Source organism: Sinorhizobium sp. GQ132 (assembly GCF_059758575.1).
In genome coordinates this window covers 49,809-73,660 of the sequence record NZ_JCAXDX010000017.1, presented here as the reverse complement: position 1 = coordinate 73,660, position 23,852 = coordinate 49,809, and the positions used below count along the sequence as shown (strand labels likewise).

Here is a 23,852-nt window from a genome sequence, read left to right as displayed (position 1 = left end):
GCTTGCCCTGTGATTCCGGCGGGAGAGGAGAAACAACGATGGCCACGACAGCGAAACGGGTAAGCGCCCAGATCCGACGAAATCAACCGACTTCTGCGCTTGCAAATGGAGGAGAGGCTCGCCTACTACGAAACTCATCCCGACCAGATCGACACTAGGCTGGCGGAACTTGACCGGGAGTGGGACATCGAGCGAACGCTCGAGGCGAACGCTTCCACATTGGCATTCACGGGAACAATGCTGGCGGCCACGGGGGATCGTCGGTGGCTGGCACTGCCGGCGATCGTGACGGGCTTCCTCTTCCAGCACGCTATTCAGGGGTGGTGTCCGCCTCTGCAGATCCTGCGCAGGCTGGGCTTCCGGACATGGCTCCAGGAATTTGGAGCATTCGGCTATTCTCGCGTAATTGGCCGTCTTAAGCGTTTCCTTCGCACTCGCATTGATAGCCCTCGTACGCGCAACCCAAGCTTTAGGCCCCATTGACATCCGGCCCGCAGCACACGCCTATGTGGCCGACATTGCCCAGCACAGCGGGCCAGCGGCATGGGCACCCTTCCAATTGCAAACTCGTGCATGGAGACCTGCTGCGGCAATTCGAAAATAGCGCAGCTTTGCCGTTGTCGCGACAAGCCCGTAGACCATTGGTGCAAACGAAACGAAGCTTCACGGTCCGTACGACCGATGGGCGTTGGCAGGAACAGCTCTTGTTCTGACCTCATGACAACGTCGGCAATTCTCGGAAACACGAGAGCGTAGCTCGGCCCTTCCAGGCGTCGCGCCACTCGGTCTTGATGGCGCCGGATTCTTTGCGCAGGTCTTGAACTTGCGCTCGTCTGCATCGAGCATCTGCTACCAGATTCCATGAAGAGTGCCGCGCCTTCGGGCCGGTGACCGGCAGATATGCGTCCGCCGCGCAATATCCGATCTGCCTCCGCCGCCCCGGCGTTCTCAGGCGTCGACCGGCTCTACCCACGTCCCACGCAGTCCCGCGACGATTTCCACGGCATCTTCCAGCCTTCCGATCGCCGCCGGCTTGCCGGCGGCCCTGGCGAATTCGACGGACGCCTCGACTTTTTGGCCGCATGGAGCCAGCCGGGAAGTCGTCCGGCGCCAGATCCGACGCCCTCACGAATGCGAGCGGAAAGGCAGTGGCTGTGCCCCAGTTGTGATAGACGGCGTCGACATCGGTCAGCATGAGGAGAAAGTCTGCGCCAAGCTGCCGCGCGAGAAGCGCCGAGGCGAAATCCTTGTCGATGACCGCCTCGACTCCGATGAGGCTGCCATCCTTCTGCTCCACGACGGGAATACCGCCGCCGCCCGCGCAGATGACGATGACGCCGCGCGCGGCAAGAAAGGCGAGAACCTCGTATTCGACAATCGCGATCGGCTTCGGCGAGGCGACGACACGCCGCCATGTTCCATTGTCGGGCGCGACCGTCCAGCCGCGTTCCGCCGCCAGCCTGCGGGCCGTCGCCTCATCATAGACCGGGCCGATGGGCTTGGTCGGCGCAGCAAAGGCGGGATCATGCGGATCGACCTTCACCTGTGTCAGAAGCGCTGCAAACAGCCTGTCCTTGACCTCATTGCCGAGTTCCTGCTGGAGGACATAGCCTATCATGCCGGCGCTTTCGGCATCGAGCACGTCGAGCGGGAACGGCGGGTCGGCCGAATTGGCTGCTTGGAGAGCGAGCAGGCCCACCTGCGGCCCATTGCCGTGGGTGATCACCAGCGAATGGCCGGCAACGATGAGTTCGGCGAGCACTGCCGCCACCCGCCGGATATTGGCGCGTTGGTTTTCGGCCGTCATCGGCTCGCCCCGTCGTAGCAGGGCATTACCGCCAAGAGCGACGACGATTTTCATATTAGGACCCGTGGTGGCGACGAGGATCGCCTTGATCGTGTGCATGCGATTCTCCGCCTGGTCGAATACAACAGATGCGCCAGATTCGAAGACATCGTCTGTGACTTCCATACAATCGATGCCGTAACTGCGGGCGATATCCTGTCCAACCTCCGTCTCCATATTATGGAAAGCTGGCAGGCAGTGCATGAACTTAGTGTGGGGCCTTCTTGTCGCCGCCATGAGTTCGCGGGTTACACGATAAGGCGTCAGCAGCTCTATGCGCTCCAGCCAGGCGCTTTCGTTCTCGCCCATGGAGAGCCAGACGTCGGTATAGACGAAGTCGGCCCCGAGCACGGCTGCATTCACATCCTCGTCCAGCCGGAAGCTGCCGCCGCTCGCTTCCGCCATGGACCGAACGTGATTGCAGAATGTTTCGTCCGGCCAAAGTGAGCGAGGCGAGGCGATCCGCATGTCCATGCCGACCTTTGCCGCGCCGATCGCGAGCGACTTCGCCACATTGTCCCGCCCCCCGCCCACAAAGACGAGCGTCGTGTCCGACAGGTGTTTATGCGTGAACTCGCGCATTGTCATGAAGTCGGCGAGAACCTGGGTCGGATGCGCCTCATCGGTCAGCCCGTTATAGACCGGCACGCCGGCATAGGCGGCCAGCACATCCGCCTGATGCTGGCTGAAACCTCTAAATTCGATGGCGTCGTACATTCGGCCGAGGACGCGGGCCGTGTCCTTCATCGATTCCTTGTGGCCGATATGGCTGCCGGACGGGCCGATATAGGTGACATGGGCCCCCTGATCATAGGCGGCGACCTCGAAGCCGGAACGGGTGCGGGTGGAATCCTTTTCAAAGATCAGGGCGATGTTCTTCCGGGTAAGACGCGGTGCCTCCGTGCCGGCCTGCTTCGCCGCCTTCAGGTCGGCGGCAAGGCGAAGGAGGTAGCGGATTTCCGTGCCGGAAAAATCGTCGAGGGTCAGTACGTTGCGGCCATGCAGATTGACGGGCATGTCGATTTCTCCTCTGTCACACAGGATCGCGGGCGATGGGGCAGGTCATGCAATGGCCGCCGCCGCGGCCGCGGCTGAGTTCGGCGCCTTCCACGGTGATGACCTCGATGCCGGCCCGGCGCAGCAGCGTGTTGGTGTAGACGTTGCGGTCGTAACCAATCACGACACCAGGCTCAACGGCAACGACATTGTTGCCGTCGTCCCACTGCTCACGCTCCGACTCGTAAGCGTCGCCACCGGTCGAGACGGTGCGCAGGCTCTTCAGCCCCATCGCTTCTTTCACCACCTCGACGAAAGGCTTCGTCTCCTCGACCACGGTCGACGGCCGCTTCCCCCTCACTCGGCCGCAGCGAGAAACTGCGCAGCCGCTCGACTACCGGCGGATACATGGTCGCCAAATCCCGGTCGCAGAAGGTGAACACAGTGTCAAGATGCATGAAGGAGCGGTCGCGGGGCATCAGGGCGGCGATGATACGCGTCGCCTCGCCGGCCGCAAAAAGGGTGCGCGCCAGTCCGCCAACTGCCTGCGGAGTCGTACGCTCGCCCATGCCAACCAGAACGACGCCGCCGCCGACCGGCATCACGTCGCCGCCCTCCAGGCTGAGGCCGGGTCCCGGATTGTCGGGCGAGACGAAGGGAAACCCGGCGTCGCGAAATCGCGGATGGAACCGGTAGACGGCCTGCACATTTGCCGTCTCCGGCTTGCGCGCCGGCCAGTACATGGCGTTTACGGAGACCGAGCGGTAGATCCAGCAGGAGCTGTCACGCATGAAGAGCTGGTTCGGCAGCGGCGGCAGCACGAAATCCTGCGGCAGCAGCGTCATGCCGGTCAGCCCGGCCGGTTGAAAGGGCAGCTCGGCGTGGGCGATGCCGCCCACCAGCAACGATGCGAGTTGATCGGCCGGCATCTCGTCCAGCCAACCGCGCAGTTCGCCCGCCATGTCGTACCCGACGATCGATGCGCCGACGCGCCGGTCGAGTAGCCATTCGCGGCCTTCCGGCAGGGCCATGGTCTCCGCCAGCAAGTCGCCGAATAGGTGAACTGTGACGCCTCGCTCGCGCAGCGCGTCAACGAAGACGTCGTGCTCCTGCCGCGCGCGCTTGACCCAGAGCACGTCGTCAAAGAGCAGAGCTCCGCAATTCCCGGGGGTGACCGAAACAGCCAGGAAAACGCTTCACATCGGTAACATCGATGCGCTGCTGCCGGTCGAAATGGCGCTGGCATGCGAAGCTGCAGGTGCGGCAAAGGCCGGCAGGGATGCAATCGCGCTCACGGTGCTTGGAGTTCTTGCAGGCGCTTTCATTGCGTTCGGCGCGATGGGTATGTCGATAGTGATGACCGGCGCTGGTGAACTTCCCTGGGGCGTTGCAAGATTCCTCGCGGGCCTGGTCTTCTCGCTTGGTCTCATCCTGGTAATTGTTGGCGGGGCTGAGTTATTTACCGGCGATTCGCTGATGATCGTAGCATGCGCTAGCCGGCGCATCACGATCGCCTCACTCCTGCGCGCATGGTCATTGGTCTATGTTGGCAATATCATCGGCGCGATCGCTACAGCCGCGCTGGTGGTCCTAGCCGGGCAATATGGATTGAATAACGGTGCTGGCGGCAAGACAGCGCTTAGCATTGCTTCGACCAAGGCAGCTCTGCCGACGATTGAATTGTTCTTTCTGGCCGTGCTCGGCAACGTGTTGGTATGTCTCGCCGTTTGGATGTCTTTCGGGGCACGGAGCGTCTCTGATAAGATCATGGTGATCGTTCCGCCGATCACGGCATTCGTCGCCGCAGGGTTCGAACATTCGATCGCCAATCTCTATTTCTTGCCCTATGGTCTTGCAATCAAAGCGTGGGCAGGGGCAGATTTTTGGGCTGCCCTCGGCCAAAGCGCGGCAGATTACCCCACACTGACTGCGGGCACCGTCTTTCACAACATTGTCGTGACGACCGTCGGAAATCTTGTCGGTGGCAGCCTAATGGTTGGTGCAGTCTACTGGTTCGTCTATCTGCGCCAGCCAACCCGCTTCTCCTTCTCTCAATCGCAGCGGCCCAGGGCCTTCATATCGCTGCCATGTACACTCCGATCCTCAGTGAGACGCTGCAAGTTTCACCGATCTCGTTCTCAGAGTGGGCGCTCCTGCTTGTAGTAGCATCGTCTGCCCTCCTGGTCGTGGAAATTGACAAGTGGCGGGCTCGCCGCACGACTCGCGGACGATCTCGCGAGCAATGAAGATTTTGGCCCAGGGGCGCAGTTCCCTCAGGCTATTGAACTCAGTCCTGCGCCGATAGAAAGCGTCATGGAGTGATCGCGACCTTAAGCACTCCATCAAGCTGGTTTGCAAATGGGTCGTATGCCTCCTCGATTTGGTCCAGCTCGAAGCGATGAGTCACCAGAGGACGCGTGTCGACGCGGCCGGATGCGATCACCTCCATCAAACGACGCATGCGTTCCTTGCCGCCCGGGCAGAAGGCCGAATTACGAAAACAGCAATTGATTTAACGCAACATCTCACATGACGGAGATTGCTTCGCGGATTAACGCGCGAGGAGTCCGGCCGCTTCCTCGATCTTGTTCGCTAACCGCGCGCGCGCCATGCAACTAGCGGGCAATGAGGACAGAGACTGCCACTCCCGTTCCCGCGGCGAGGAGCGATATAGCAGCGAGCGATGTCCAATAGCGTAGAGTTCCAGACGCGATCGCCACCAACACCCGCCCGCCTGCGTTTGCGAGTACCGCGACGAGTACTGAGTCCCCGACGATCTGCAGAGGTGCGGCTCCTTCTCCAGCGCGCAGCGCCGTCAGCACCGCAATGTCGACGTCGAATATCCCTGACGCTGCCGATATGCCGATTAAGCTACTGTGGCCCATACCTTTCATCAAGGCTGCGCCAGTCGTCGCGGTCACGGCAAATAGGGCTGCAAAGATAAGAAGCGGAACGAGCTCAAACGGATTCCGCGGCTCTACCGGCTCGCCGGCGGAAGGTGCAGTTTTAGTCATCAGAGCGGCACCACCCGCGGCAAAGATCAAAGCTGCTGCGATCATGGGCAAGACAACTTCGGGGAAGACCGGCGGGGAGATGAAAAGGGTTACCGTCAGCACGCGCAATAGCGCGACGACGGCAGCAATGCTTGCCGCTCCGGCCAACGGCAGTGGCTCCTCACCAGAGCGTGCTTTTTGCCCGAAGCTCGCCGTCACGGCGGTCGATGAAACGACCGCACCGACCAGGCCGCCCACCAGCAATCCTCTTGACGAGCCGAGCACGCGAACCGCGACGTAGCCCATAAACGAAATGGTGGCGCTCAGGAGCGTGAAGAGCCAGACTTCACGTGGATTAAAACCGCCCCATGGGTCAATGGCATGGTTCGGAAGAAGAGGCAGCCCGATGGCGGTCATCGCCGCCAGCACGAGAGCGGAACGCAGCTCGATCCATGACAGCGTCTTGAGAAGATTGTGCATAAGCTCGCGGCTCGCGAGCACCCCAGCCAGTGCAGCCGCGCCTGCCGCCGCTATCCTGTAATCGCCGGCCACCGCTAATCCGCCGAGCGCAAAAACCGCCAATCCCGCAACGACGCCGGTGACGCTGAAATCCTCATCGTGTCGCGCCTCGTGCAGCTTGAACCAGGTAAAACTCAGCGCGAAGCTCATGAAACCTACGGCGAAGATAAGATCGCTCCGCTGTGCGTCGGACAGTGCGGCCACTATCCCTCCAAGCAGACCGGAAATACCGTAAGTGCGGATGCCTGCCGTGCGGCTGCCTGCCGGCGCTTCCCTTTCGCGCCATCCACGCTCGAGCCCCACAAGCAAACCTATTGCCAGAGCAAGTCCCAGACGGAGAATAAGAGGTTCCATTCACTGCCCCTGTGCAACGATTAATGTCGGCGCTCCTGAACAAGCGCAATCTTGAGACGTCCGAGTAAGTTTGAAAGCACTTCCGATTTGAAGGAGAGGCAGCGAGCGGCTTTGCAAATGGGGTATGGGCAAGATCACATGCGGATACCACTAACGATGTTGAATGAATCTACTTTGCCAGCGACGGGGTATTTGGATCGAGACTGCTGTCAATAACAGGGCTGCAGCCGACGGGATCCATAGGGCCAGGCTTCCTATTTCTTGCACGAGAGCTGCCCCTGAAATGGCTCCTGCCATCATGCCGAGCCACGGCACGATTTGGATGACCCAATGCGTGTTGCGGATGCCCATCACCCAGCGTCCCAAGCCGCGTCCGAAGCGTGACAGTGCCCCGGTAACATATGTTAAGCCGACCGGTAGCCCTTCGATCTGTTCGACAGAGGCGTTAATCGCTCCCATCGCCAGAATTAGTAAAAGGAACTGCATCTCTCTTCGATCAGCTAACAGGGCTGCGCATGCGAGCAGAACGGATACAAACAGCAAAACAGAATGCGGCCTGAACCTGATCGAGACCATCACTCCCACGGCGTTCCCTATCACGAAGGTGATGAGGCCCCCGATGAGAAGCACTCCCCGCGCGACGTCCGCCTGGATCAGAGCAACGGATGCGCGAGTCGTGTTGCCACTCATGAAAGACACAAAATCCCCGAGGAACATAAGCCCCATGGCGTCGGTCATACCTGCGAGGAACGATATTGCAGCGACAAGCGCCAAACCAACAGAACTTCTCTGACGCTTAATGATGCGCCGCCGCCGCTGTACCGTCATTTGTGATGATCCACGTGAACCCCCGCCCAGTAAAAGCAAACCCGGTGCGGAGTTGCAAGCTCGCGATGCGCTGCGAACGATGCCGCGATTCCCATTGTCATGCTTTTTTTGCTCGCCGGTAGGGTTCTTGCGGGATATTGCGCAGAATCAAGACAACGGTTCTGGGATCCAATATTCTTCACGAGATCTGTTGGAGAGTACCTTGACCAGGAGCCGAGATTTCGCGTCGATTTGGCAAGGGGGAGAGCTGGGCAAGCGCCTTCTCCTTGCCCTCATCGCTGTAGCCATGCTCGCCGGCACAATCACCTGGCTCGCGGGCCGGCCCGACCTCAGCGCCGCGTCCTGGGCGGCCGGCACCGCGGTGATCCTGGCGAGCCTCCTGACCGAGATCGCGATCAGTCTGGGACGGAAGGAATTCGGGCTGGATCTCATCGCGGCCCTCGCAATGGGCGGCGCCCTCATTCTCGGCGAGTACCTGACCGGCACCATCGTCGCACTGATGTACACCGGTGGCGAGGCGCTCGAGGATTTCGCCCAAAGGCGCGCACGCCGAGAGCTGACAGCGCTGCTCAACCGGGTACCGCGCACCGCCGTGCGTTACGCGGACCGGCAGCTGCAGGAGGTTTCCATCGAAGAACTCAATCCTGGCGACCGAATCCTGATACGCCGTGGCGAGGTGGTGCCGGTCGATGGAAGCGTGGTGGATGGCATCGCCGTGCTGGACGAGTCGGCCTTGACGGGCGAGGCAATGCCGATCCGGCGCCGCTCCGGTGAGCCAGTGACGAGCGGCACGACGAACGCCGGCGATGCCTTTGAAATGGTCGCCTCGAGCGCGGCGAGCGACAGCACCTATGCGGCAATCGTCAGGCTAGTGGAGGCGGCAAAAGCCGCGAAGGCGCCTATCGTTCGGCTTGCGGACAGTTATGCGCTGGGGTTTCTTGCGGTCACGCTGCTCCTCGCCGGCGGCGCCTGGGCCATCAGCGGGGAGCCGGTCCGCGCGCTCGCCGTGCTGGTCATTGCAACGCCGTGCCCACTCATACTCGCGGTCCCGGTGGCGATCATCGCCGGAGTTTCTCGTTGCGCCGGCAAGGGGGTGCTCGTGAAAGGCGGAGGCGCGCTGGAGATGCTTGCGCGCATCAAGACAGTGATCCTCGACAAAACAGGGACGATTACAGACGGCCGGGCCCACCTTATCGAGCTCAAGTCGCGCACCGATCTTGACCCTCTGGAGGTGCTGCGGCTGGCGGCATCGCTGGATCAGGGCTCACATCACGTGATTGCCCGCGCCTTGGTCGCAGCCGCAAGAGAGCGGGGCCTGCAACTTGTTGCACCATCCGGAACTCGGGAATCGGCGGGTTCCGGCGTGAGCGGCAACATAGATGGCCACGAAATCGCAGTGGGCGGCTGGGATTTCATCAGCGAAAGGATCGATGAGACCGCCTTCTCGCGAGACATACGGACGTGGATCCGGAGGGATGGCGTCGTCTCGGTGCTCGCTGCCATCGACAGAGCTCTCGCGGGCGCGTTTCTCCTCGCCGACGAGGTCAGGCCAGAGGTCGGCAGCGTGCTTAGGCAATTGCGGGAGGCCGGCGTCGGACGGATCGTGCTTGCGACTGGCGATCGCACCGAGCTGGCGGAGAGTCTCCAGTCCTTTTTGAGACTGGACAAGGTTGCCGCCGAATTGAAGCCGGAAGACAAAACCCGAATTGTGGAAGCGGAAAGAGCGGCAGGACCGGTCATGATGGTCGGCGATGGCGTCAACGACGCACCGGCGCTCGCAGCCGCCGACGTCGGGGTAGCCATGGGCGCGCGCGGGGCTGCCGCCTCCTCCGAAGCGGCGGACGTGGTCATCCTGGTGGACCGGCTCGATCGCCTCGTCAGCGCCATCCGCATCGCGCACCGCTCACGCGGCATAGCCCTCCAGAGCGTCTATATGGGTATGGCCTTGTCCGCCGCTGGCATGGTTGCGGCCGCCTTTGGGTATCTGACACCGGTTCAGGGCGCACTGCTGCAGGAAGCAATCGACATCTTCGCCATCTTGAATGCACTGCGCGCGCTAGGCGACCCCATGCGCGGCTGGAGGAAAACAACACGTTTGGAGCATGCAGAGCTCCTGAAGCTCGAAGCCGAGCATCGTGCCCTGATGGATGTTGTGGACGAGATACGTCATACAAGCGCGCGCATCCAGGACCTCCCGGAAGATGAGGTCCGTAATCAGCTTGCGCACTTGGATACTCTGCTGCGACAACGTCTTCTTCCGCACGAACGCCAGGATGACGAGGAAGTCTATCCCAGGCTGCGCAGGCAGGCAGGCGCGCCGGATGCTCTTGCCGGCATGAGCAGAACTCACATGGAGATCCAGCGTCAGGTCCACAGCCTCACTTCGCTTCGACAAGCCTTTGGCGAACATGCGTCGAGCCCGGCACAGCGTTACGAGATCCAGCGCCTGCTGCACGGTCTGGAAGCTATCACTCGCCTCCACTTCGCCCAGGAGCTGGAAATCTATCGATCGCTCGAGCACGAGTAATCCAACGAATAGACGCATCGGCCTGATTGCCGAAGATCTCACCGATTCTTTTGAGGCAGATCAAAGTCCTCGCGGCTCAACCCACTACGATACCGGCAAATTGAAGCTCCGGGATGTCGGATCGGATGGACATTATCAGCGATCTTTATCGCCGCCGCGGTCGCAGGCGGGATGGTTTTCCTGTCCTACAGCAATGACATCGATCGGGCGCGCTCCGCAGTCGCCAATGGCGCGCGCATCGCCAATACTGCCGCCGGTCCCATCGAATATGCCGAGAGAGGCGACGGCATTCCGCTCCTTTCCATTCACGGCGCAGGTGGCGGATGGGATCAGGGCCTGACCAACGTTGCCGATCTGGTCGGAAGCGGCTTTCGGGTGATCGCCTCGTGGCGCTTCGGATATCTCGGCACGCCGATTCCGGCCGATGCTTCGCCGTCCGCCCAGGCCGATGCCCATGTGGCGCTGCTCTCCAAGCTTGAGATCGACAAGACCGTCGTCGTCGGTGTTTCGGCTGGCGCACGCTCGGCGATCGAACTGGCGCTTCGCCATCCGGATAAGGTTTCAGCTCTTGTTCTGATCGTCCCTGGAACTTACGCGCCCGAGAGTCCAGTGATGCTCGAGGGGAGTCGTGGCAGCGCGTTTGCCTTTTGGCTAGTCAACGCGGGCGCCGATTTCGCTTGGTGGGCGACCGAAAAGATTGCTCCGTCGGTTCTGATCCGCTTCCTCGGCGTGCCGCCCGAATTGGTTGAGGCGGCCCCGGCGCAGGACCGAAATCGGGTGATGGCCATAATTCGCAGCGTCGAACCGCTTTCGCGGCGCTTTCCCGGCATTAACATCGACAGTGCGCCCGATCTCCACCGCCTGCCTCTTGAGAAGATCGCCGCTCCAACCCTGGTCGTGTCGGCCCAAGATGATCTGTTCAACACGCTCCCCGCAGCCATATTCGCCGCCAGGAGCATTCCGGGCGCGAAGCTGGTCGTCTACGACACCGGCGGGCATCTGCTCGTTGGACAGGGGGGGAAGGTTAAGAAAGTCGTCAGCGATTTCCTTGCTCAGACAGGCACAATGCCATCTTCCGGGTCCCGTTCCGGCACCTCTGTTCGGCCAAAGGCGCCCGCACCCGCAGTTTCGTTGACGCGGTCATGAGGAGCTAACAGGCATTCAATGGCATGCGTGGTGATTTTACGGAGCGCAGCAGATGACCAGGCACATTGCGATTGTCCAGGGCCATCCGGACCCGGCCAGGCACCACCTCCTGCACGCCATGGCTGACGCTTACGCCGAGGCCGCCACGGCAGCGGGACACGAGGTACGGCGGATAGAAGTGGCCAAGCTCGAGTTTCCGCTGCTGCGGACGCAGGAGGATTTCGAGACCGGGGCGTTGCCACCGGGCCTGGAGCAGGCCCGAGAGGACATGCGCTGGGCAGAGCACTGGGTCTTTCTGTTTCCTCTTTGGCATGGAACGATGCCGGCCCTGCTCAAGGGCTTTCTCGAGCACATCTTCAGGCCGGGCTTTGCGATGGAATACAAGAAGGGCGGCTTTCCGAAGCGGCTGCTGGCCGGGCGCTCCGCCCGCATAATTGTCACCATGGGTATGCCGGTGCTTCTTTACCGGTGGTATTTCGGCGCGTATGGCGTTCGGAGTTTCGAGCGCAGTATGCTGGGCTTCGCCGGAATCAAGCCCATTCGCGAGAATTTCTACGGCCTCTCCTTTGCCGATGAGAAGAAACGCTCTCGCTGGCTCGACGAGATGCGCAATTGCGGCAGACGGGCACGGTGATCTTAACCTCCAACGGATCGCGATTGAAGATCGACTTTGAGCTTGATCAAGGAGTTTCCGTGCGTGCGAAGCATAATGCTTGAGTGAACGCCGTTTTGGTTGGCTCGCCTCGCACTCGTGCCGGGAGGACGAACATGCCCTTGAAGCTGCTCAGTGGAATGATGAAGGCATCGGGAGACGAGGCGCTTCTGATCATGGAGAGAGACATCGGAGGCGACGAGATCGTTCTTGTCACGAAGGAAGCCCTTCTCGATATCGCCGATCCCCCGCTCTGCAACGAGTGTCGACTGCAGCAATACGTTACAATCTTCAGCGATATCGCGTCTCAAAAATTCGATGGCAAGGAGCTCACGTCCGACGGGCGCGTTGCAGTAACCGCGACTGATGTGTCTGTTTGGAAAGTTAATCACCCGGACGCGACTTGAGATCTATCGATTGCAACCAAGCTGGTACGACTTGCTGGTCAACCATTAGGACACGGCTGCAATGAAGCGAATATGTGGTCTGCAATGTGCTGGCACCGTTGCCCTTCTTCTGACTGTCAGTGGCGAGGGCGCTGCGGCCGATCGGCTCCACGGACGCGCCATCGCCCAACGCTGGTGTAGCGAGTGTCACGTCGTTGCGCCTGGACAAGTTCGCGGCTCTGATACTGTTCCAACGTTCGCTCAGATTGCTGAATCGGAACGTTTTGACGAGAGAAGCCTTGCGGCATTTTTGGCTACCCCTCACCACTCCCGCATGCCAAATCTATCCCTGACACGTGCCGAGATTGCCGATCTCGTTGCGTACATAAAGGCGAGATAGCCCTAGTCCATCGTCGCGGATCGAGGCCTGGACCGATTTCGCAGTGTGAGCGCAATCACCGAAGTAAGTTATCCCTGGCCACTAACCGGCGGTCTCCGGATCGGCCTGTCGCCAGGCCTTTACCTTCTGCTGAACGGCAAGATAGCGGCATTTCCGGTTTAGCGGCCGCCACAGCTGACTCATGACGGCAACAGCAAGTTGGGACTGGTTTCCGCGCCTGCTGCCGAAAGTAGACCCGCCGAGCGAGTGTGAGGTGCGGCGGAGTTGACGGATTGGTACGCCGTTCAACTTCCGATGAAATCGCAACGCACTGCATGATACCAATAACCCTAGAAAGCTGGCTGTCCTCGTAAGTCTGGAAGTGGAAGAGGCTCCAGCGTCTGCGTTAGCGCTTGAACTGACCACAGTCATCCGCGGCATCGTGGTCCAGACTGGAGATGGCAGCACTCCGGCCGGAACGGCGATGCTCCGGCCGAACAAAGTTGCTCAAGCGCGGCGGCGTCTCACGCCGCTCTCAGTTCCTTCCGGACGAGGAGGATCGTGGGGTCGTCGGGATCGGTCACGGTGGTGAATCCCATCTGCTGCTCGATTTCGATCGCCGCACGGTTCTCGCGCCGTTCGATCGACTCGAGCACCTTGACGCCCTTCGCCTGGGCGACCCCCGAGAGAAATCCCAGAAGCTCCCAGCCTACGCCGCGATTCTTGTAGTCCGAGCGAATGCTGATCGCCACCTCGCCTCGCTCGAATGCGGGATCACAGGCCAGCATCGCAGTGGCGATCAACGGATCGCCGCTCTCGCCGAAAGCCAGGTAATTCTCCGTCCGGACGTGATCGACATCGGTGAGGGCCGAGATACGCTCCTTGCCGACCTCGTTCAGGCCAGTAAGATAGCGGAAACTCAGGTCCTCTTTGGTGACATGGGTGAAGAATTCGGCAAGCATCGGCTCGTCTTCGGTCCGAACGGGCCTGACGTGAATTTTAAGCCCGGTTCGGGTCGTCAGATCTGCGGTCCAGTTTCCCATAGTGTCTCCTTTGGCTGCGCCTTCTCCCTTCCGGCAAATGCAAACGGAAGATGATTGCTGAACATTTACTCAAAGGAGAATGGAGCGCATTGTTCCGGATCAATCTCCTCTTCACCAAAGGAAACCGATCAAAAAGGCTCGGAGCGTCTGGGGTAGTGCCTCTCCGCTTCGCCGATATACGAGTGGACGGCGAAATCAAAGCTAAACGACTATGGATTAGTGGGCTTCAGCGCCGGAGTGGCCCAGTGCCTGTGACGGTGATGCCACCTGGCCGCAGCCTAAAGTTCCCGTACTGCATAGAGGCAGCGGATCATGTCGCTGGCGAACGTCTGCACCCGAGCTCTTGCCGACTCGGTGCTTTCGTGTTCCGCAAGGTCGAGATAGCAATCGAGCAGGAATTCGCAGAGTGGGACCAGCCGCCCGGTGACGTTCGCGGGAACGTGCTGCAACAGAGGCGTTTCGCTAGGCGGCGTTGCTATTAGAGCGGTCGCGCGCTCCTGCGCCTCGCTCGCCAAGCCGCGCAACCGCTCCGCAGTTTCTCCGAGTGCAGCCGCAGGGGTGCGTATCAACAGTTCGGCGAGCCGCCCTTCGAGCGTCGGCAAGTCGTCCCTTATTGAGCCGGATTCCGCGTGGCGCATTTCGTGAAAGGCGCGGCGGCGCTCGCGACGCAGTGTCGCCACATGGCCCAGTTCCTCCCTTGCCAGTCGCTCGGCGGCCTGCCTGATTTCCTCGGAAGGCGCATGCGCCGCCGCATAGGTCCAGAACACGAAGGCCCGCTCCTCGTTGCGCACCGCCATGGAAAACGCGCGGTACGACGTCAGCAGCTCCGAAGCAACAACGCCCGCCCCCTCGTCATCGAAGAACGGTTCTGGGAGGCTGACTGGTTGTGGAGCTCTCTCGCCTAGCCATTGGTCCACCTTTCCGAGATGCCCCTCCTCTTCCGCGATTAGACGTTCGAAGACTGCGGCGAGGTCGGGGCGTTCTTCGGCCCGCATGCGCGCGGCCAGAGCGACATAGCCGTCGACCGCCTCCTGCTCCATCGCGCGGGCGAACGACAGCAGCTCGGTCATCGACACCATCACCCACGGTTCGGTTCTCTTTTCGGGCATGTCCTGCTCTCCCGGTTGGCACGCGTAGCTGCGCATTCTGAACTCGGTCCTCCGGACCTGAGACACATTGGCCCAAGTTGAATTTAATCAAGTTGATCTGGCGCAAAGAAATTCATTTCGGGCCGTGTGAAATGGCCCGCGATGGAAGTGGCTCTCTGTGGCCCAGGAAACCCGATGTACCAAGCAGCGATACATAAGATCGGATTGAAACGCCTACTGCGCGGCCTCGTCGCTCTCTGCATCGCCGCCTTGTTGGCCGGCCCGAGCATGGCCGCGGGCCAACTGTCTATCTACCTTCAAAAGGTGCAGCCGCAGGAGATCTTTCCAGGTGCAACCCGCTTCGGCGAGGTCACCGGCGATCCGCCGATCGCACCCGTCTTCCGCGGCGACAGCCTGCTGGGTTACGCGTATCTCAATTCCGACGTCACAAGCTCCGTCGGCTATTCCGGCAAGCCCATCCATATCGTGGTTGGAATCGATCCGAAAGGCGTTGTACGCGGGCTGGAGCTCGTCGACCACAAGGAGCCGATCGTCCTCATTGGCATTCCAGAGGCGAAGGTCGTCGCATCGGTCAACGCCATCATCGGCAAAGACCTCGGGCGGGTCTCCTCAGGCGCCGACCGGCCGCCTCAGGTCGACATCGTCAGCGGCGCCACCGTGACCGTGCTGGTCATGGGCGACAGCATTGTCCGTTCCGCCCTCAAGCTGATCCGTGCGAATAGGTTCGGCGCGGACGCCGCGGCGACCGGTCAATCATCCGAAAGCCGCAAAATCGACCTCTCCAGAACGGGGACGAGCGACTGGGAGACGCTGGTTGGCGACGGATCGGTGCGAAGCCTTCGCCTTACGGTGGGCGAGGTCACGGAAGCCTTCCGCCAGGCCGGCCAACCGGCCGCTGCCGGCCGGCCCGAGACGCACAGTCCCGGCGATCGGTTCATCGATCTCTACATCGCGCCGGTGAGCGTGCCGGTGATCGGAAGGTCGCTGCTCGGCGATGCCCGTTACGAGCAGATGCGCGCCAAGCTGAAGCCGGGAGAGGAGGCGATCGTCGTGGCGGGCGACGGGGCCTATTCCTTCAAGGGCTCCGGCTACGTCCGTGGCGGGATTTTCGACCGCATTGAGCTTCTCCAGGATGGCCAGGGCCTGCGGTTCCGCGACCGCGACCACACACGGCTGCCGATGCTAGCTGCGTCCGGCGCGCCGCGTCTTCGCGAAATCGCCCTGTTTGTGGTTCCGGCGGACTTCGGTTTCGACGTTGCCGCACCGTGGGAACTGCAGCTACTGGTTCAGCGTAGCGCCGGCGGGCGCGACAAGGCGGTGCTACCTTACAATCTCAGCTATGCCCTGCCCGACGCCCATGTGACCGTCCAGGCCGCTGCAGCGCGGCCGCCTGTCGAGCCAAGTATCGCCGAACAGGCTGCACCTGCCGAGCCGCTGGCGGAGGGGCAGCCCCTGTGGATGAAGATGTGGGACATGAACCGGGTGTTGGTGGCGGTCACGATGGCTGCCGTGCTCGTCCTGACCCTGATCTTCTTCTTCCAGGACTGGCTGGTGAAGCGGCCGGCGCTGTTTGCCTGGATCAGACGCGGCTACCTGCTCTTCACGCTGGTGTGGCTCGGCTGGTACGCCAACGCCCAGCTCTCTGTTGTCAACGTCCTGACATTCTTCAACTCCCTGGTGACGGGCTTCCATTGGGAGTTCTTCCTCTCCGCCCCATTGGTGTTCCTCCTGTGGGGGAGTGTCGCTGCGGCGCTGCTGTTCTGGGGGCGCGGCCCCTTCTGTGGCTGGCTATGCCCGTTCGGCGCGCTGCAGGAATTGACCAACAATGTCGCGCGATGGCTGAAGGTGCCTCAGGTGAGAGTGCCCTGGGGCCTGCACGAGCGGCTCTGGCCGATCAAATACATCATCTTTCTCGGCCTTTTCGGGCTGTCGCTCTACTCCCTCGCGCTTGCCGAGATGTTTTCTGAAGTGGAGCCGTTCAAGACGGCGATCATCCTGAAGTTCGCCCGCGAATGGCCCTTCGTCGTCTTTGCGCTCACCGTGCTCGCCGCCGGCCTTTTCATCGAACGGTTCTACTGCCGCTACCTTTGCCCGCTGGGCGCTGCACTCGCCATCCCTGGCCGGATCCGCATGTTCGAGTGGCTGAAGCGGTGGCCGGAATGCGGCTCGCCCTGCCAGCGCTGCGCCAAGGAGTGCCCGGTCCAGTCCATCCACCCGGAGGGCGGCATCAATGTCAACGAGTGCATCTACTGCATGCACTGCCAGGAGCTTTACCACGACGACCAGCGCTGTCCGCACATGATCCAGGTGCGGCTGAAACGCGAAAAGTTCATGGCGCTTTCCACCCCGGTATCGCGGGGGGAAGTGCCGGCGAAGACCGTCGTGACTCACAAGGGCGCCCCGATCAGAAAGGCTGTAACGGCGCCGGAAAACCCCGTCTGAAGCCAACATCCAAGGAGAGGCACAATGTCAAACGAAGAAACCAAGATGCGTCTGAACAGACGACAGATGCTGGGCACGACCGCCTTCATGGCGGCGGCCGGCGCGATGGGCGCAGGCGGCGCGCTGACGCTTTCTGGCGGCACGGCGACCCCTGCCAAAGCGCAGGCGGCTTCCGTCGGAAGTTACGAAGTGAAGCCCGGCGAGCTCGACGAGTACTATGTGTTCTTCTCATCCGGTCAGTCGGGCGAAATCCGTATCGTCGGCGCCCCCTCGATGCGCGAGATGATGAGGATCCCCGTCTTCAACCGGTGCAGTGCGACCGGCTGGGGCCAGACCAACGAAAGCCGTAAGGTCATGACCGAGGGCCTGCTGCCGGAAACGGTCGAGTTCCTGAAGGATCAGGGGGGCCTTTATCTGAACGGCGACCTTCACCATCCGCATCCGTCTTTTACAGAAGGCACCTACGACGGGCGCTATCTCTACGCCAACGACAAGTCCAACTCCCGCGTCTGCCGCATTCGGCTCGACGTCATGAAGTGCGACAAGATCATCCAGCTTCCGAACCAGCACACTGTTCACGGGCTTCGGGTCCAGAAATATCCGAAGACCGGGTACGTCTTCTGCAATGGCGAGGACGCCGTGCCGGTCCCCAATGACGGCAAGACCATGGGCGACAAGAACTCCTACCAGGCGATATTCACCGCCGTGGACGGCGAGACGATGAAGGTCGCTTGGCAGGTGATGGTCGACGGCAACCTCGACAACGTCGACGCCGACTACCAGGGCAAGTACTGCTTCGCGACCTGCTACAATTCCGAAGAGGGTTTTACCTTGGCGGACATGATGGCGAGCGAGCAGGACTGGGTCGTCATCTTCAACCTGAAGCGGATCGAGGAAGCGGTCGCAAAGGGCGACTACAAGGAGATCGGCGGCGTGCCGGTGCTGGACGGCCGAAAGGGTTCGCCCTACACGCGCTACGTGCCGGTGCCGAACAGCCCCCACGGCATCAACACGGCGCCCGACGGCATCCACGTCGTTGCGAACGGCAAGCTCTCGCCGACCGTGACCGTGTTCGACGTACGCAAGTTCGATGATCTCTTCGATGACAAGATCCAGCCCCGCGACACCGTTGTCGCCGAGCCGGAACTCGGTCTCGGTCCCTTGCATACCGCCTACGACGGCAAGGGCAACGCCTACACGACATTGTTCATCGACAGCCAAATTTGCAAATGGAACATCGAGGACGCCAAGCGGGCCTATGCGGGCGAGAAGGTCGATCCCATACGCCACAAGCTCGATGTTCACTATCAGCCCGGCCACAACCACACCTCGATGGGGCAGACCAAGGAAGCGGACGGCAAATGGCTGATTTCACTGAACAAGTTCTCCAAGGATCGTTACCTGAACGTCGGCCCGCTCAAGCCGGAAAACGACCAACTGATCGATATTTCGGGCGAAGAGATGGTACTCGTGCACGACAACCCGACCTTTGCCGAACCCCATGACGCGACGATCGTCCATGCCTCCAAGATCAACCCCGTCCACGTCTGGAACAGGGACGATCCTTTCTTCGCCGATGCGGTCGCCCAGGCGAAGGCCGACAACATCGACCTGATGGTCGACTCGGAAGTCATCCGTGACGGCAACAAGGTCCGCGTTTACATGACGTCCGCTGCCCCTGCCTTCGGGCTGGAGGACTTCACCGTCAAGCAGGGCGACGAGGTTACGGTCTATGTGACGAATATCGACGAGGTCGAGGACCTCACGCACGGATTCTGCATCGTCAACTACGGCATCAGCATGGAGGTTGCACCGCAAGCGACCGCTTCGGTCACCTTCAAGGCCAGCAGGCCGGGCGTCTACTGGTACTACTGCACATGGTTCTGCCATGCGATGCACATGGAGATGAAGGGCCGCATGCTCGTGGAGGCGCAGGGCGCCTGATGGCTCGTCCGAACATATCGGCACTCGGGATGGCGGCGCTTGCCGCCGTCATCCTCGCCTGTCCCGCATCGGCGGCGACGATCCGCAAGGCTGCCGACGGATCGCCGCTCCAGCCTGTGCTCGACCGCGCCGCGTCGGGGGACGTTATTGTACTGCAAGGAGGGGAACATCAGGGGCCGGTCACTGTCAACAAGACGCTGACGCTCGAAGGCGAATCCGGAGCCGTCGTCATGGGCAACGGCAAAGGCAGCGTGATAACAGTGAAGGCGCCGCAGTCGATCGTTCGCGGGCTTGAGGTCAGAGGGTCGGGCAAGGACCTTTATGGAATGGACTCCGGCATCTTCGTGGCACAGACGGCGACCGGAGCGCGCGTGGAGAAAAACGCGATCATCGGCAATCTCGTCGGCATCTATCTGCACGGTGCACGGGATTCCTCGGCGCTAGGCAACCGGATCGTCGGCTTGCGCGAGGGCAGGATCAGCGAGGCGGGAGACGGCATATCGGTCTGGAACGCGCCGGGCGCTCGGGTCGTCGGCAATGACGTCAGCTACGGGCGGGACGGCATCTTCAGCAAGACGAGCAAGCGGAACGTCTTCAGCGGCAATCGCTTTCGCGAACTGCGGTTCGCAGTACATTACATGTACACGAACGACAGCGAGATCAGCGACAACGTCTCGACGGGCAACGCTGTCGGCTATGCGATCATGTATTCGAGCCGCCTCAAGATAGACGGGAATCGCTCGGAAGGGGATCGCGACCACGGACTTCTGTTGAACTACGCGAACAACTCCCGGATCACCGGCAACATCGTCGTCGGCCGCCTTCAGCCGGCGGACCGTTGGCTGAAGGCGCGATCCTCCGGACATGGCGTTCCGAAGGGCGACGAAGAGAACCTGACCGCAGGTGAAGACCGCCGCCTCGGACCGGAAAAATGCGTCTTCATCTACAATGCCAACAAGAACCGCTTTCGGGACAACGTGTTCGAGGGCTGCGCGATCGGAATCCACTTCACGGCAGGCTCGGAAGGCAACCTGATCAGCCGTAACTCCTTCATCAAGAACCGTAATCAGGTCAAGTACGTGGGAACGCGCCACCTCGATTGGTCGTCGCAAGGACAGGGCAACTACTGGAGCGACAATCCCGCGTTCGACCTGGACGGCGACGGAATTGGCGACAACCCCTACAGGCCCAACGATCTAATCGACAAGGTGCTATGGACCTCACCACAGGCAAAGCTGCTGACCACCAGCCCCGCGGTCCAGGTCATCCGCTGGGCGCAGGCGCAGTTTCCGGCAATCCTGCCCGGCGGCGTCGTCGACAGCCGCCCGCTGATGGTGCCGGCAGACAGGAAGGCCGTGAAATGAGCGGGACCGTCGAGATAGCCGGCGTCAGCAAGTGCTACGGAAACTCAACCGTGGTGCGAGACATGTCATTCGGGTTGGAAGCAGCCGAAACCGTCGCGCTCGTCGGGCATAACGGCGCTGGCAAGACCACCCTCATCAAGCTCATGCTCGGCCTCATCCGGCCGACAAAAGGCCGGGTGCGGGTCCTGGGGGAAGATCCGGCGACGGGCGACTTCGCGGTACGGCAAAGCCTGGGCTACCTGCCGGAAAGCGTCTCCTTCAACATGGCGCTTACGGGCCGGGAGACTCTGCGCTTCTATGCACGGCTGAAGCGGGTGGACGGTGCCGCCACCAAAGGCCTTTTCGAGCGCGTCGGCCTCGCCGAGGAAGCCGTCGACCGGCCGGTCCGGACCTATTCCAAGGGCATGCGACAGCGCCTGGGGCTGGCGCAGGCCCTGCTCGGCACGCCACGGATCCTGCTGCTAGACGAACCCACCAGCGGCCTTGACCCGGCCCTGCGGCGGAACTTCTACGAGCTGATAAGCGAGCTGCGGGCGAACGGCACCACCGTGCTGCTCTCGTCGCACGCGCTTACCGAACTCGAGGGCCGGGCCGACCGCGTGATCATCGTCAACAAGGGCGTCAAGATCGTAGACGGAACGCTTGAGGAGCTTCGTCGCATCGCCCGGCTGCCGACGCGCATCAGCCTGAAGCTCTCGCAAGCCGACGCCACGCCCCCTTGGCTGAATGGCGGCATGAAATGGTGCCGCGGCCCGGACGGCGTCGTCGACGCCGAAGTCTCCTCGGACCGCAAGATCGCGCTGCTGCATGACATCACCGCGGATGCTGCGCTGCTCTCCGGCCTGACAATCACCGAACCGACGCTCGACGACCTCTATGCGCACTTTCTCAACGGCGGGGTAACGAAATGAGCAATATCCTCACCATCGCCAGAAAGGAAATCCAGGACGGCATGCGCAACCGGTGGGTACTGGCGACCACCCTGCTACTGACCGCACTCGCCCTGACGCTGTCCTTCCTTGGCAGCGTGCCGACCGGCAGCGTGGGCGTCGACAAGCTCGATGTCGTCGTCGTCAGCCTCTCGAGCCTCACCATCTTCCTCGTGCCGTTGATCGCGCTCCTGCTGTCGCATGACGCGATCGTCGGCGAGATGGAGCGAGGAACGATGCTGCTTCTCCTCAGTTATCCTATCGGACGACGCGAGGTCGTCTTCGGCAAGTTCCTCGGTCATCTGGCGATACTTGCCTTCGCAACGCTCTTCGGCTACGGCGCGGCTGCTGCGGCGCTGATCGCGACGGGAAGCGCTGTCGGACCGGATAGCTGGCAGGCCTTCGGGTCGATGACCGCATCCTCGATCCTCCTTGGCGCCGTGTTTGCTGCGATCGGCTATCTGATAAGCTCGGTGGCCAGGGAGCGCGCGACGGCCGGGGGAATCGCCATTGGTATCTGGCTGTTCTTCGTGCTGATCTACGACATGGCGCTGCTCGGCGGCCTCGTTGCCGCGCAGGGGCTGGCCATTCCGACCGGGCTGCTCAACCTGCTCCTGCTCGCCAACCCGACTGACGTCTACCGCCTGCTCAACCTCGGCTCCGGCGGGGCAAGCGCTCTTTCGGCCCTGGGTGGCGTCGCCGACCACACCGGCCTTTCCTCGCCCGTCCTGCTCGCAGCTCTCGGGTTCTGGACGCTCGCACCGCTCGGCTTCGCCACGTTGATCTTCTCAAGGAGGGAGCTATGAGGCTCACGGTCGCCACTGCAATCCTCGCCGCAACGCTTTTCCTTGCCGGCTGCCAGAAGGAGGAGGATGCGACGATGCCCTCCCCCTATGCGCTTACGGCCGACGCGATGGGGCGCTACTGCGGAATGAACGTCCTCGAGCATCCGGGGCCGAAGGGCCAGATCATCCTGCAGGACATCCCCGAACCCATCTGGTTCTCATCGGCCCGGGACACCGTCGCCTTCATCCTGTTGCCGGAGGAACCCAAGGACGTCGCCGCGATCTATGTATCGGACATGGGCGCGGCGCAGAGCTGGGAGGAGCCGGGAGCGGAGAACTGGATCGACGCGAAAACGGCGTTCTACGTCATCGGTAGCAAGGTTAGGGGCGGGATGGGCGCCGAGGAGGCGGTGCCGTTCTCGAGCGAACGCGCTGCGCGGGACTTCGCTGCGAAGAATGGCGGCCGGATCACCGGATTCAAAGAAATTCCCAAGGACTATGTGCTGGGGACCGGGGCCTCCGAGCACGGCGCGGCAATCGAAACTGAGAGCCATGGGGAGGCGCAAACTCATGGCTAGTCCGATTACCCGCCGCCGGGCGATCTGCATCATGGCCGCTGCCGCGGGACTCCCGCTCATAGGCCTTGGCGGACGAGCCGAAGCCGCAGTGGCCGCGGTGACGTGGAGAGGCCGTGCCCTGGGCGCTCCGGCGACACTGATCCTGAACCTGGAGAGCCGGGCCGACGCCGCGCGGCTAGTAGACCGCGTCGTTGCCGAGGTGTCGCGCCTCGAGAGGGTGTTCTGTCTGTACCAACGCGATTCCGCCCTCTCCGAGCTGAACCGAACCGGAGCGATCGCCGCTCCGCCGGCGGAATTGGTGAACCTGCTGGAGGCGAGCCGTGACTTCTGGGAGACGACTGGTGGTGCCTTCGACCCTACCGTTCAGCCTTTGTGGACGCTTTATGCCGAGCATTTTTCCGCCAGCGACGCCGATCCTGCGGGGCCGTCCGAGGACGCGAAGAGGCGCGCATTATCGCGCGTCGGCTTCGAGAAGCTCAAGTTCAACCGCGATCGCGTCGTATTCGCCCGACCGGGAATGGCGTTGACGCTCAACGGCATTGCGCAGGGCTACATCACCGACCGGATCGTCGGCCTGCTCAGGGAGGCGGGCATTGCAAACAGTCTGGTCAGCATGGGTGAGACACGCGCCATCGGGGCGCAGCAGGACGGCCAGCCGTGGCGGGTCGGACTCACGACGCGAGAAGATGCCGGCACGCCGGACAGCGTTCTGAATCTCGTCGACAGGGCCGTCGCGACCTCGAGCCCGGACGGTTTCCAGTTCGACGCCTCCGGCCGCTTCGGCCACATTCTCGACCCGCTGAGCGGGGCAACGCCAAGACTCCATCGGCGGGTGACCGTCGTAGCCCCGACTGCGACGGCTGCCGACGCCTTCTCAACCGCCTTCAGCCTTCTGGGCACTTCGGCTGTCCGCATCGCGTGCGAGCACCACTCGGAACTGGCGGTTGACATGATCTCCGCTTCGGGTGCGCACGAGCGGTTCGGCCGGGCTGCCTGACCTCGCGGGCCAAAGATCCGTGGTTCGAGAACAAC

19 protein-coding genes and 6 pseudogenes are annotated in these 23,852 nt (G+C 61.9%); 16 read left to right on the top strand and 9 right to left on the bottom strand.

Features of this window, described 5'->3' with window-relative positions:
* Window positions 1–38 precede the first annotated feature (38 nt).
* Window positions 39–366: pseudogene (locus tag AC6CIG_RS27240) on the top strand (hypothetical protein); the annotation flags it as partial.
* 349 nt (window positions 367–715) lie between these two features.
* Here the strand turns inward: AC6CIG_RS27240 and AC6CIG_RS27235 are convergent.
* The 4 genes and pseudogenes from AC6CIG_RS27235 to AC6CIG_RS27220 all read right to left on the bottom strand — a co-directional run bounded on the left by AC6CIG_RS27235 (window position 716) and on the right by AC6CIG_RS27220 (window position 3,978).
* The gene (locus tag AC6CIG_RS27235; protein ID WP_498324188.1) at window positions 716–1,807 is read right to left on the bottom strand and encodes an amino acid kinase family protein; all 1,092 of its coding nucleotides are present in this window, start codon (window positions 1,805–1,807) and stop codon (window positions 716–718) included.
* A gap of 60 nt (window positions 1,808–1,867) precedes the next feature.
* A pseudogene (gene argF, locus AC6CIG_RS27230) lies at window positions 1,868–2,863 on the bottom strand (ornithine carbamoyltransferase); the annotation flags it as partial.
* A 16-nt stretch (window positions 2,864–2,879) separates the two neighbouring features.
* Window positions 2,880–3,134 (bottom strand): arginine deiminase family protein, encoded by a 255-nt coding sequence (locus tag AC6CIG_RS27225; RefSeq protein ID WP_498324177.1) that lies wholly within the window; start codon window positions 3,132–3,134, stop codon window positions 2,880–2,882.
* The gene (locus AC6CIG_RS27220) at window positions 3,073–3,978 is read right to left on the bottom strand and encodes an arginine deiminase family protein (protein ID WP_498324176.1); all 906 of its coding nucleotides are present in this window, start codon (window positions 3,976–3,978) and stop codon (window positions 3,073–3,075) included. The genes AC6CIG_RS27225 and AC6CIG_RS27220 overlap by 62 nt, the downstream gene beginning before the upstream one ends.
* 97 nt (window positions 3,979–4,075) lie before the next feature.
* On the opposite strand from AC6CIG_RS27220, the pseudogene AC6CIG_RS27215 reads away from it, so the two are divergent.
* Together AC6CIG_RS27215 and AC6CIG_RS27210 are read left to right on the top strand one after the other, a co-directional pair.
* Window positions 4,076–4,846, top strand: a pseudogene (locus AC6CIG_RS27215) (formate/nitrite transporter family protein); the annotation flags it as partial.
* Between the two features lie 26 nt (window positions 4,847–4,872).
* Window positions 4,873–5,088 (top strand): annotated as a pseudogene (locus AC6CIG_RS27210) (cation transporting ATPase C-terminal domain-containing protein); the annotation flags it as partial.
* Between the two features lie 65 nt (window positions 5,089–5,153).
* Here the strand turns inward: AC6CIG_RS27210 and AC6CIG_RS27205 are convergent.
* The 3 genes and pseudogenes from AC6CIG_RS27205 to AC6CIG_RS27195 all read right to left on the bottom strand — a co-directional run.
* A pseudogene (locus tag AC6CIG_RS27205) lies at window positions 5,154–5,333 on the bottom strand (NAD(P)-dependent alcohol dehydrogenase); the annotation flags it as partial.
* Between the two features lie 124 nt (window positions 5,334–5,457).
* Window positions 5,458–6,708: an MgtC/SapB family protein gene (locus tag AC6CIG_RS27200; protein WP_498324175.1), complete on the bottom strand. Its 1,251-nt coding sequence runs from the start codon at window positions 6,706–6,708 to the stop codon at window positions 5,458–5,460.
* A 150-nt stretch (window positions 6,709–6,858) separates the two neighbouring features.
* Window positions 6,859–7,536 carry a YoaK family protein gene (locus tag AC6CIG_RS27195; RefSeq protein ID WP_102763086.1) on the bottom strand — a complete coding sequence of 226 codons (678 nt, stop codon included), beginning with the start codon at window positions 7,534–7,536 and terminating at the stop codon, window positions 6,859–6,861.
* Window positions 7,537–7,822: 286 nt separating this feature from the next.
* Between AC6CIG_RS27195 and AC6CIG_RS27190 the strand changes: the two genes are divergently transcribed.
* From AC6CIG_RS27190 to AC6CIG_RS27165, 6 genes and pseudogenes are all read left to right on the top strand, one after another.
* Entirely contained in the window at window positions 7,823–10,063 is a 2,241-nt protein-coding gene (locus AC6CIG_RS27190) for a heavy metal translocating P-type ATPase (protein ID WP_498324187.1), read from the top strand.
* A gap of 171 nt (window positions 10,064–10,234) precedes the next feature.
* Window positions 10,235–11,209: an alpha/beta fold hydrolase gene (locus tag AC6CIG_RS27185; protein ID WP_498324174.1), complete on the top strand. Its 975-nt coding sequence runs from the start codon at window positions 10,235–10,237 to the stop codon at window positions 11,207–11,209.
* A gap of 52 nt (window positions 11,210–11,261) precedes the next feature.
* Window positions 11,262–11,843: an NAD(P)H-dependent oxidoreductase gene (locus AC6CIG_RS27180; RefSeq protein WP_102763089.1), complete on the top strand. Its 582-nt coding sequence runs from the start codon at window positions 11,262–11,264 to the stop codon at window positions 11,841–11,843.
* Window positions 11,844–11,977: 134 nt separating this feature from the next.
* The gene (locus AC6CIG_RS27175) at window positions 11,978–12,268 is read left to right on the top strand and encodes a hypothetical protein (RefSeq protein WP_498324173.1); all 291 of its coding nucleotides are present in this window, start codon (window positions 11,978–11,980) and stop codon (window positions 12,266–12,268) included.
* A gap of 61 nt (window positions 12,269–12,329) precedes the next feature.
* Window positions 12,330–12,647, top strand: a complete 318-nt coding sequence (locus AC6CIG_RS27170; RefSeq protein ID WP_102763091.1) for a c-type cytochrome — start codon at window positions 12,330–12,332, stop codon at window positions 12,645–12,647.
* 54 nt (window positions 12,648–12,701) lie between these two features.
* A pseudogene (locus AC6CIG_RS27165) lies at window positions 12,702–12,854 on the top strand (YeeE/YedE family protein); the annotation flags it as partial.
* 296 nt (window positions 12,855–13,150) lie between these two features.
* On the opposite strand, the gene AC6CIG_RS27160 reads toward AC6CIG_RS27165, so the two are convergent.
* Window positions 13,151–13,669 carry a GNAT family N-acetyltransferase gene (locus AC6CIG_RS27160; RefSeq protein WP_498324172.1) on the bottom strand — a complete coding sequence of 173 codons (519 nt, stop codon included), beginning with the start codon at window positions 13,667–13,669 and terminating at the stop codon, window positions 13,151–13,153.
* Window positions 13,670–13,947: 278 nt separating this feature from the next.
* Complete coding sequence (locus AC6CIG_RS27155; RefSeq protein WP_102763093.1) at window positions 13,948–14,778, bottom strand: ferritin-like domain-containing protein; 831 nt, start codon at window positions 14,776–14,778, stop codon at window positions 13,948–13,950.
* A gap of 174 nt (window positions 14,779–14,952) precedes the next feature.
* Between AC6CIG_RS27155 and AC6CIG_RS27150 the strand changes: the two genes are divergently transcribed.
* The 7 genes from AC6CIG_RS27150 to AC6CIG_RS27120 are packed head-to-tail and all read left to right on the top strand — an operon-like array spanning window position 14,953 to window position 23,817.
* On the top strand, window positions 14,953–17,220 hold the full coding sequence (locus AC6CIG_RS27150; protein WP_498324171.1) for a 4Fe-4S binding protein: 2,268 nt from the start codon (window positions 14,953–14,955) through the stop codon (window positions 17,218–17,220).
* Window positions 17,221–17,244: 24 nt separating this feature from the next.
* Window positions 17,245–19,164, top strand: coding sequence for a TAT-dependent nitrous-oxide reductase (nosZ, locus tag AC6CIG_RS27145; protein WP_102763095.1), 1,920 nt, complete (start codon window positions 17,245–17,247; stop codon window positions 19,162–19,164).
* On the top strand, window positions 19,164–20,528 hold the full coding sequence (locus tag AC6CIG_RS27140) for a nitrous oxide reductase family maturation protein NosD (RefSeq protein ID WP_102763096.1): 1,365 nt from the start codon (window positions 19,164–19,166) through the stop codon (window positions 20,526–20,528). Before nosZ ends, AC6CIG_RS27140 begins: the two co-directional genes overlap by 1 nt.
* Entirely contained in the window at window positions 20,525–21,439 is a 915-nt protein-coding gene (locus AC6CIG_RS27135; RefSeq protein ID WP_498324170.1) for an ABC transporter ATP-binding protein, read from the top strand. Before AC6CIG_RS27140 ends, AC6CIG_RS27135 begins: the two co-directional genes overlap by 4 nt.
* Window positions 21,436–22,263, top strand: coding sequence for an ABC transporter permease (locus tag AC6CIG_RS27130; protein WP_102763098.1), 828 nt, complete (start codon window positions 21,436–21,438; stop codon window positions 22,261–22,263). Before AC6CIG_RS27135 ends, AC6CIG_RS27130 begins: the two co-directional genes overlap by 4 nt.
* Window positions 22,260–22,820, top strand: coding sequence for a nitrous oxide reductase accessory protein NosL (locus AC6CIG_RS27125; protein WP_498324169.1), 561 nt, complete (start codon window positions 22,260–22,262; stop codon window positions 22,818–22,820). The genes AC6CIG_RS27130 and AC6CIG_RS27125 overlap by 4 nt, the downstream gene beginning before the upstream one ends.
* Window positions 22,813–23,817: an FAD:protein FMN transferase gene (locus AC6CIG_RS27120; protein ID WP_498324168.1), complete on the top strand. Its 1,005-nt coding sequence runs from the start codon at window positions 22,813–22,815 to the stop codon at window positions 23,815–23,817. The genes AC6CIG_RS27125 and AC6CIG_RS27120 overlap by 8 nt, the downstream gene beginning before the upstream one ends.
* Window positions 23,818–23,852: the final 35 nt, after the last annotated feature.

Coding starts and splice junctions, on each gene's coding strand:
- AC6CIG_RS27235 (WP_498324188.1), bottom strand. CDS start 1,807: ATGACGGCCGAAAACCAACGCGCCAATATCCGGCGGGTGGCGGCAGTG.
- AC6CIG_RS27225 (WP_498324177.1), bottom strand. CDS start 3,134: ATGGGGCTGAAGAGCCTGCGCACCGTCTCGACCGGTGGCGACGCTTAC.
- AC6CIG_RS27200 (WP_498324175.1), bottom strand. CDS start 6,708: ATGGAACCTCTTATTCTCCGTCTGGGACTTGCTCTGGCAATAGGTTTG.
- AC6CIG_RS27195 (WP_102763086.1), bottom strand. CDS start 7,536: ATGACGGTACAGCGGCGGCGGCGCATCATTAAGCGTCAGAGAAGTTCT.
- AC6CIG_RS27190 (WP_498324187.1), top strand. CDS start 7,823: ATGCTCGCCGGCACAATCACCTGGCTCGCGGGCCGGCCCGACCTCAGC.
- AC6CIG_RS27185 (WP_498324174.1), top strand. CDS start 10,235: ATGGTTTTCCTGTCCTACAGCAATGACATCGATCGGGCGCGCTCCGCA.
- AC6CIG_RS27180 (WP_102763089.1), top strand. CDS start 11,262: ATGACCAGGCACATTGCGATTGTCCAGGGCCATCCGGACCCGGCCAGG.
- AC6CIG_RS27175 (WP_498324173.1), top strand. CDS start 11,978: ATGCCCTTGAAGCTGCTCAGTGGAATGATGAAGGCATCGGGAGACGAG.
- AC6CIG_RS27170 (WP_102763091.1), top strand. CDS start 12,330: ATGAAGCGAATATGTGGTCTGCAATGTGCTGGCACCGTTGCCCTTCTT.
- AC6CIG_RS27160 (WP_498324172.1), bottom strand. CDS start 13,669: ATGGGAAACTGGACCGCAGATCTGACGACCCGAACCGGGCTTAAAATT.
- AC6CIG_RS27155 (WP_102763093.1), bottom strand. CDS start 14,778: ATGCCCGAAAAGAGAACCGAACCGTGGGTGATGGTGTCGATGACCGAG.
- AC6CIG_RS27150 (WP_498324171.1), top strand. CDS start 14,953: ATGTACCAAGCAGCGATACATAAGATCGGATTGAAACGCCTACTGCGC.
- nosZ (WP_102763095.1), top strand. CDS start 17,245: ATGTCAAACGAAGAAACCAAGATGCGTCTGAACAGACGACAGATGCTG.
- AC6CIG_RS27140 (WP_102763096.1), top strand. CDS start 19,164: ATGGCTCGTCCGAACATATCGGCACTCGGGATGGCGGCGCTTGCCGCC.
- AC6CIG_RS27135 (WP_498324170.1), top strand. CDS start 20,525: ATGAGCGGGACCGTCGAGATAGCCGGCGTCAGCAAGTGCTACGGAAAC.
- AC6CIG_RS27130 (WP_102763098.1), top strand. CDS start 21,436: ATGAGCAATATCCTCACCATCGCCAGAAAGGAAATCCAGGACGGCATG.
- AC6CIG_RS27125 (WP_498324169.1), top strand. CDS start 22,260: ATGAGGCTCACGGTCGCCACTGCAATCCTCGCCGCAACGCTTTTCCTT.
- AC6CIG_RS27120 (WP_498324168.1), top strand. CDS start 22,813: ATGGCTAGTCCGATTACCCGCCGCCGGGCGATCTGCATCATGGCCGCT.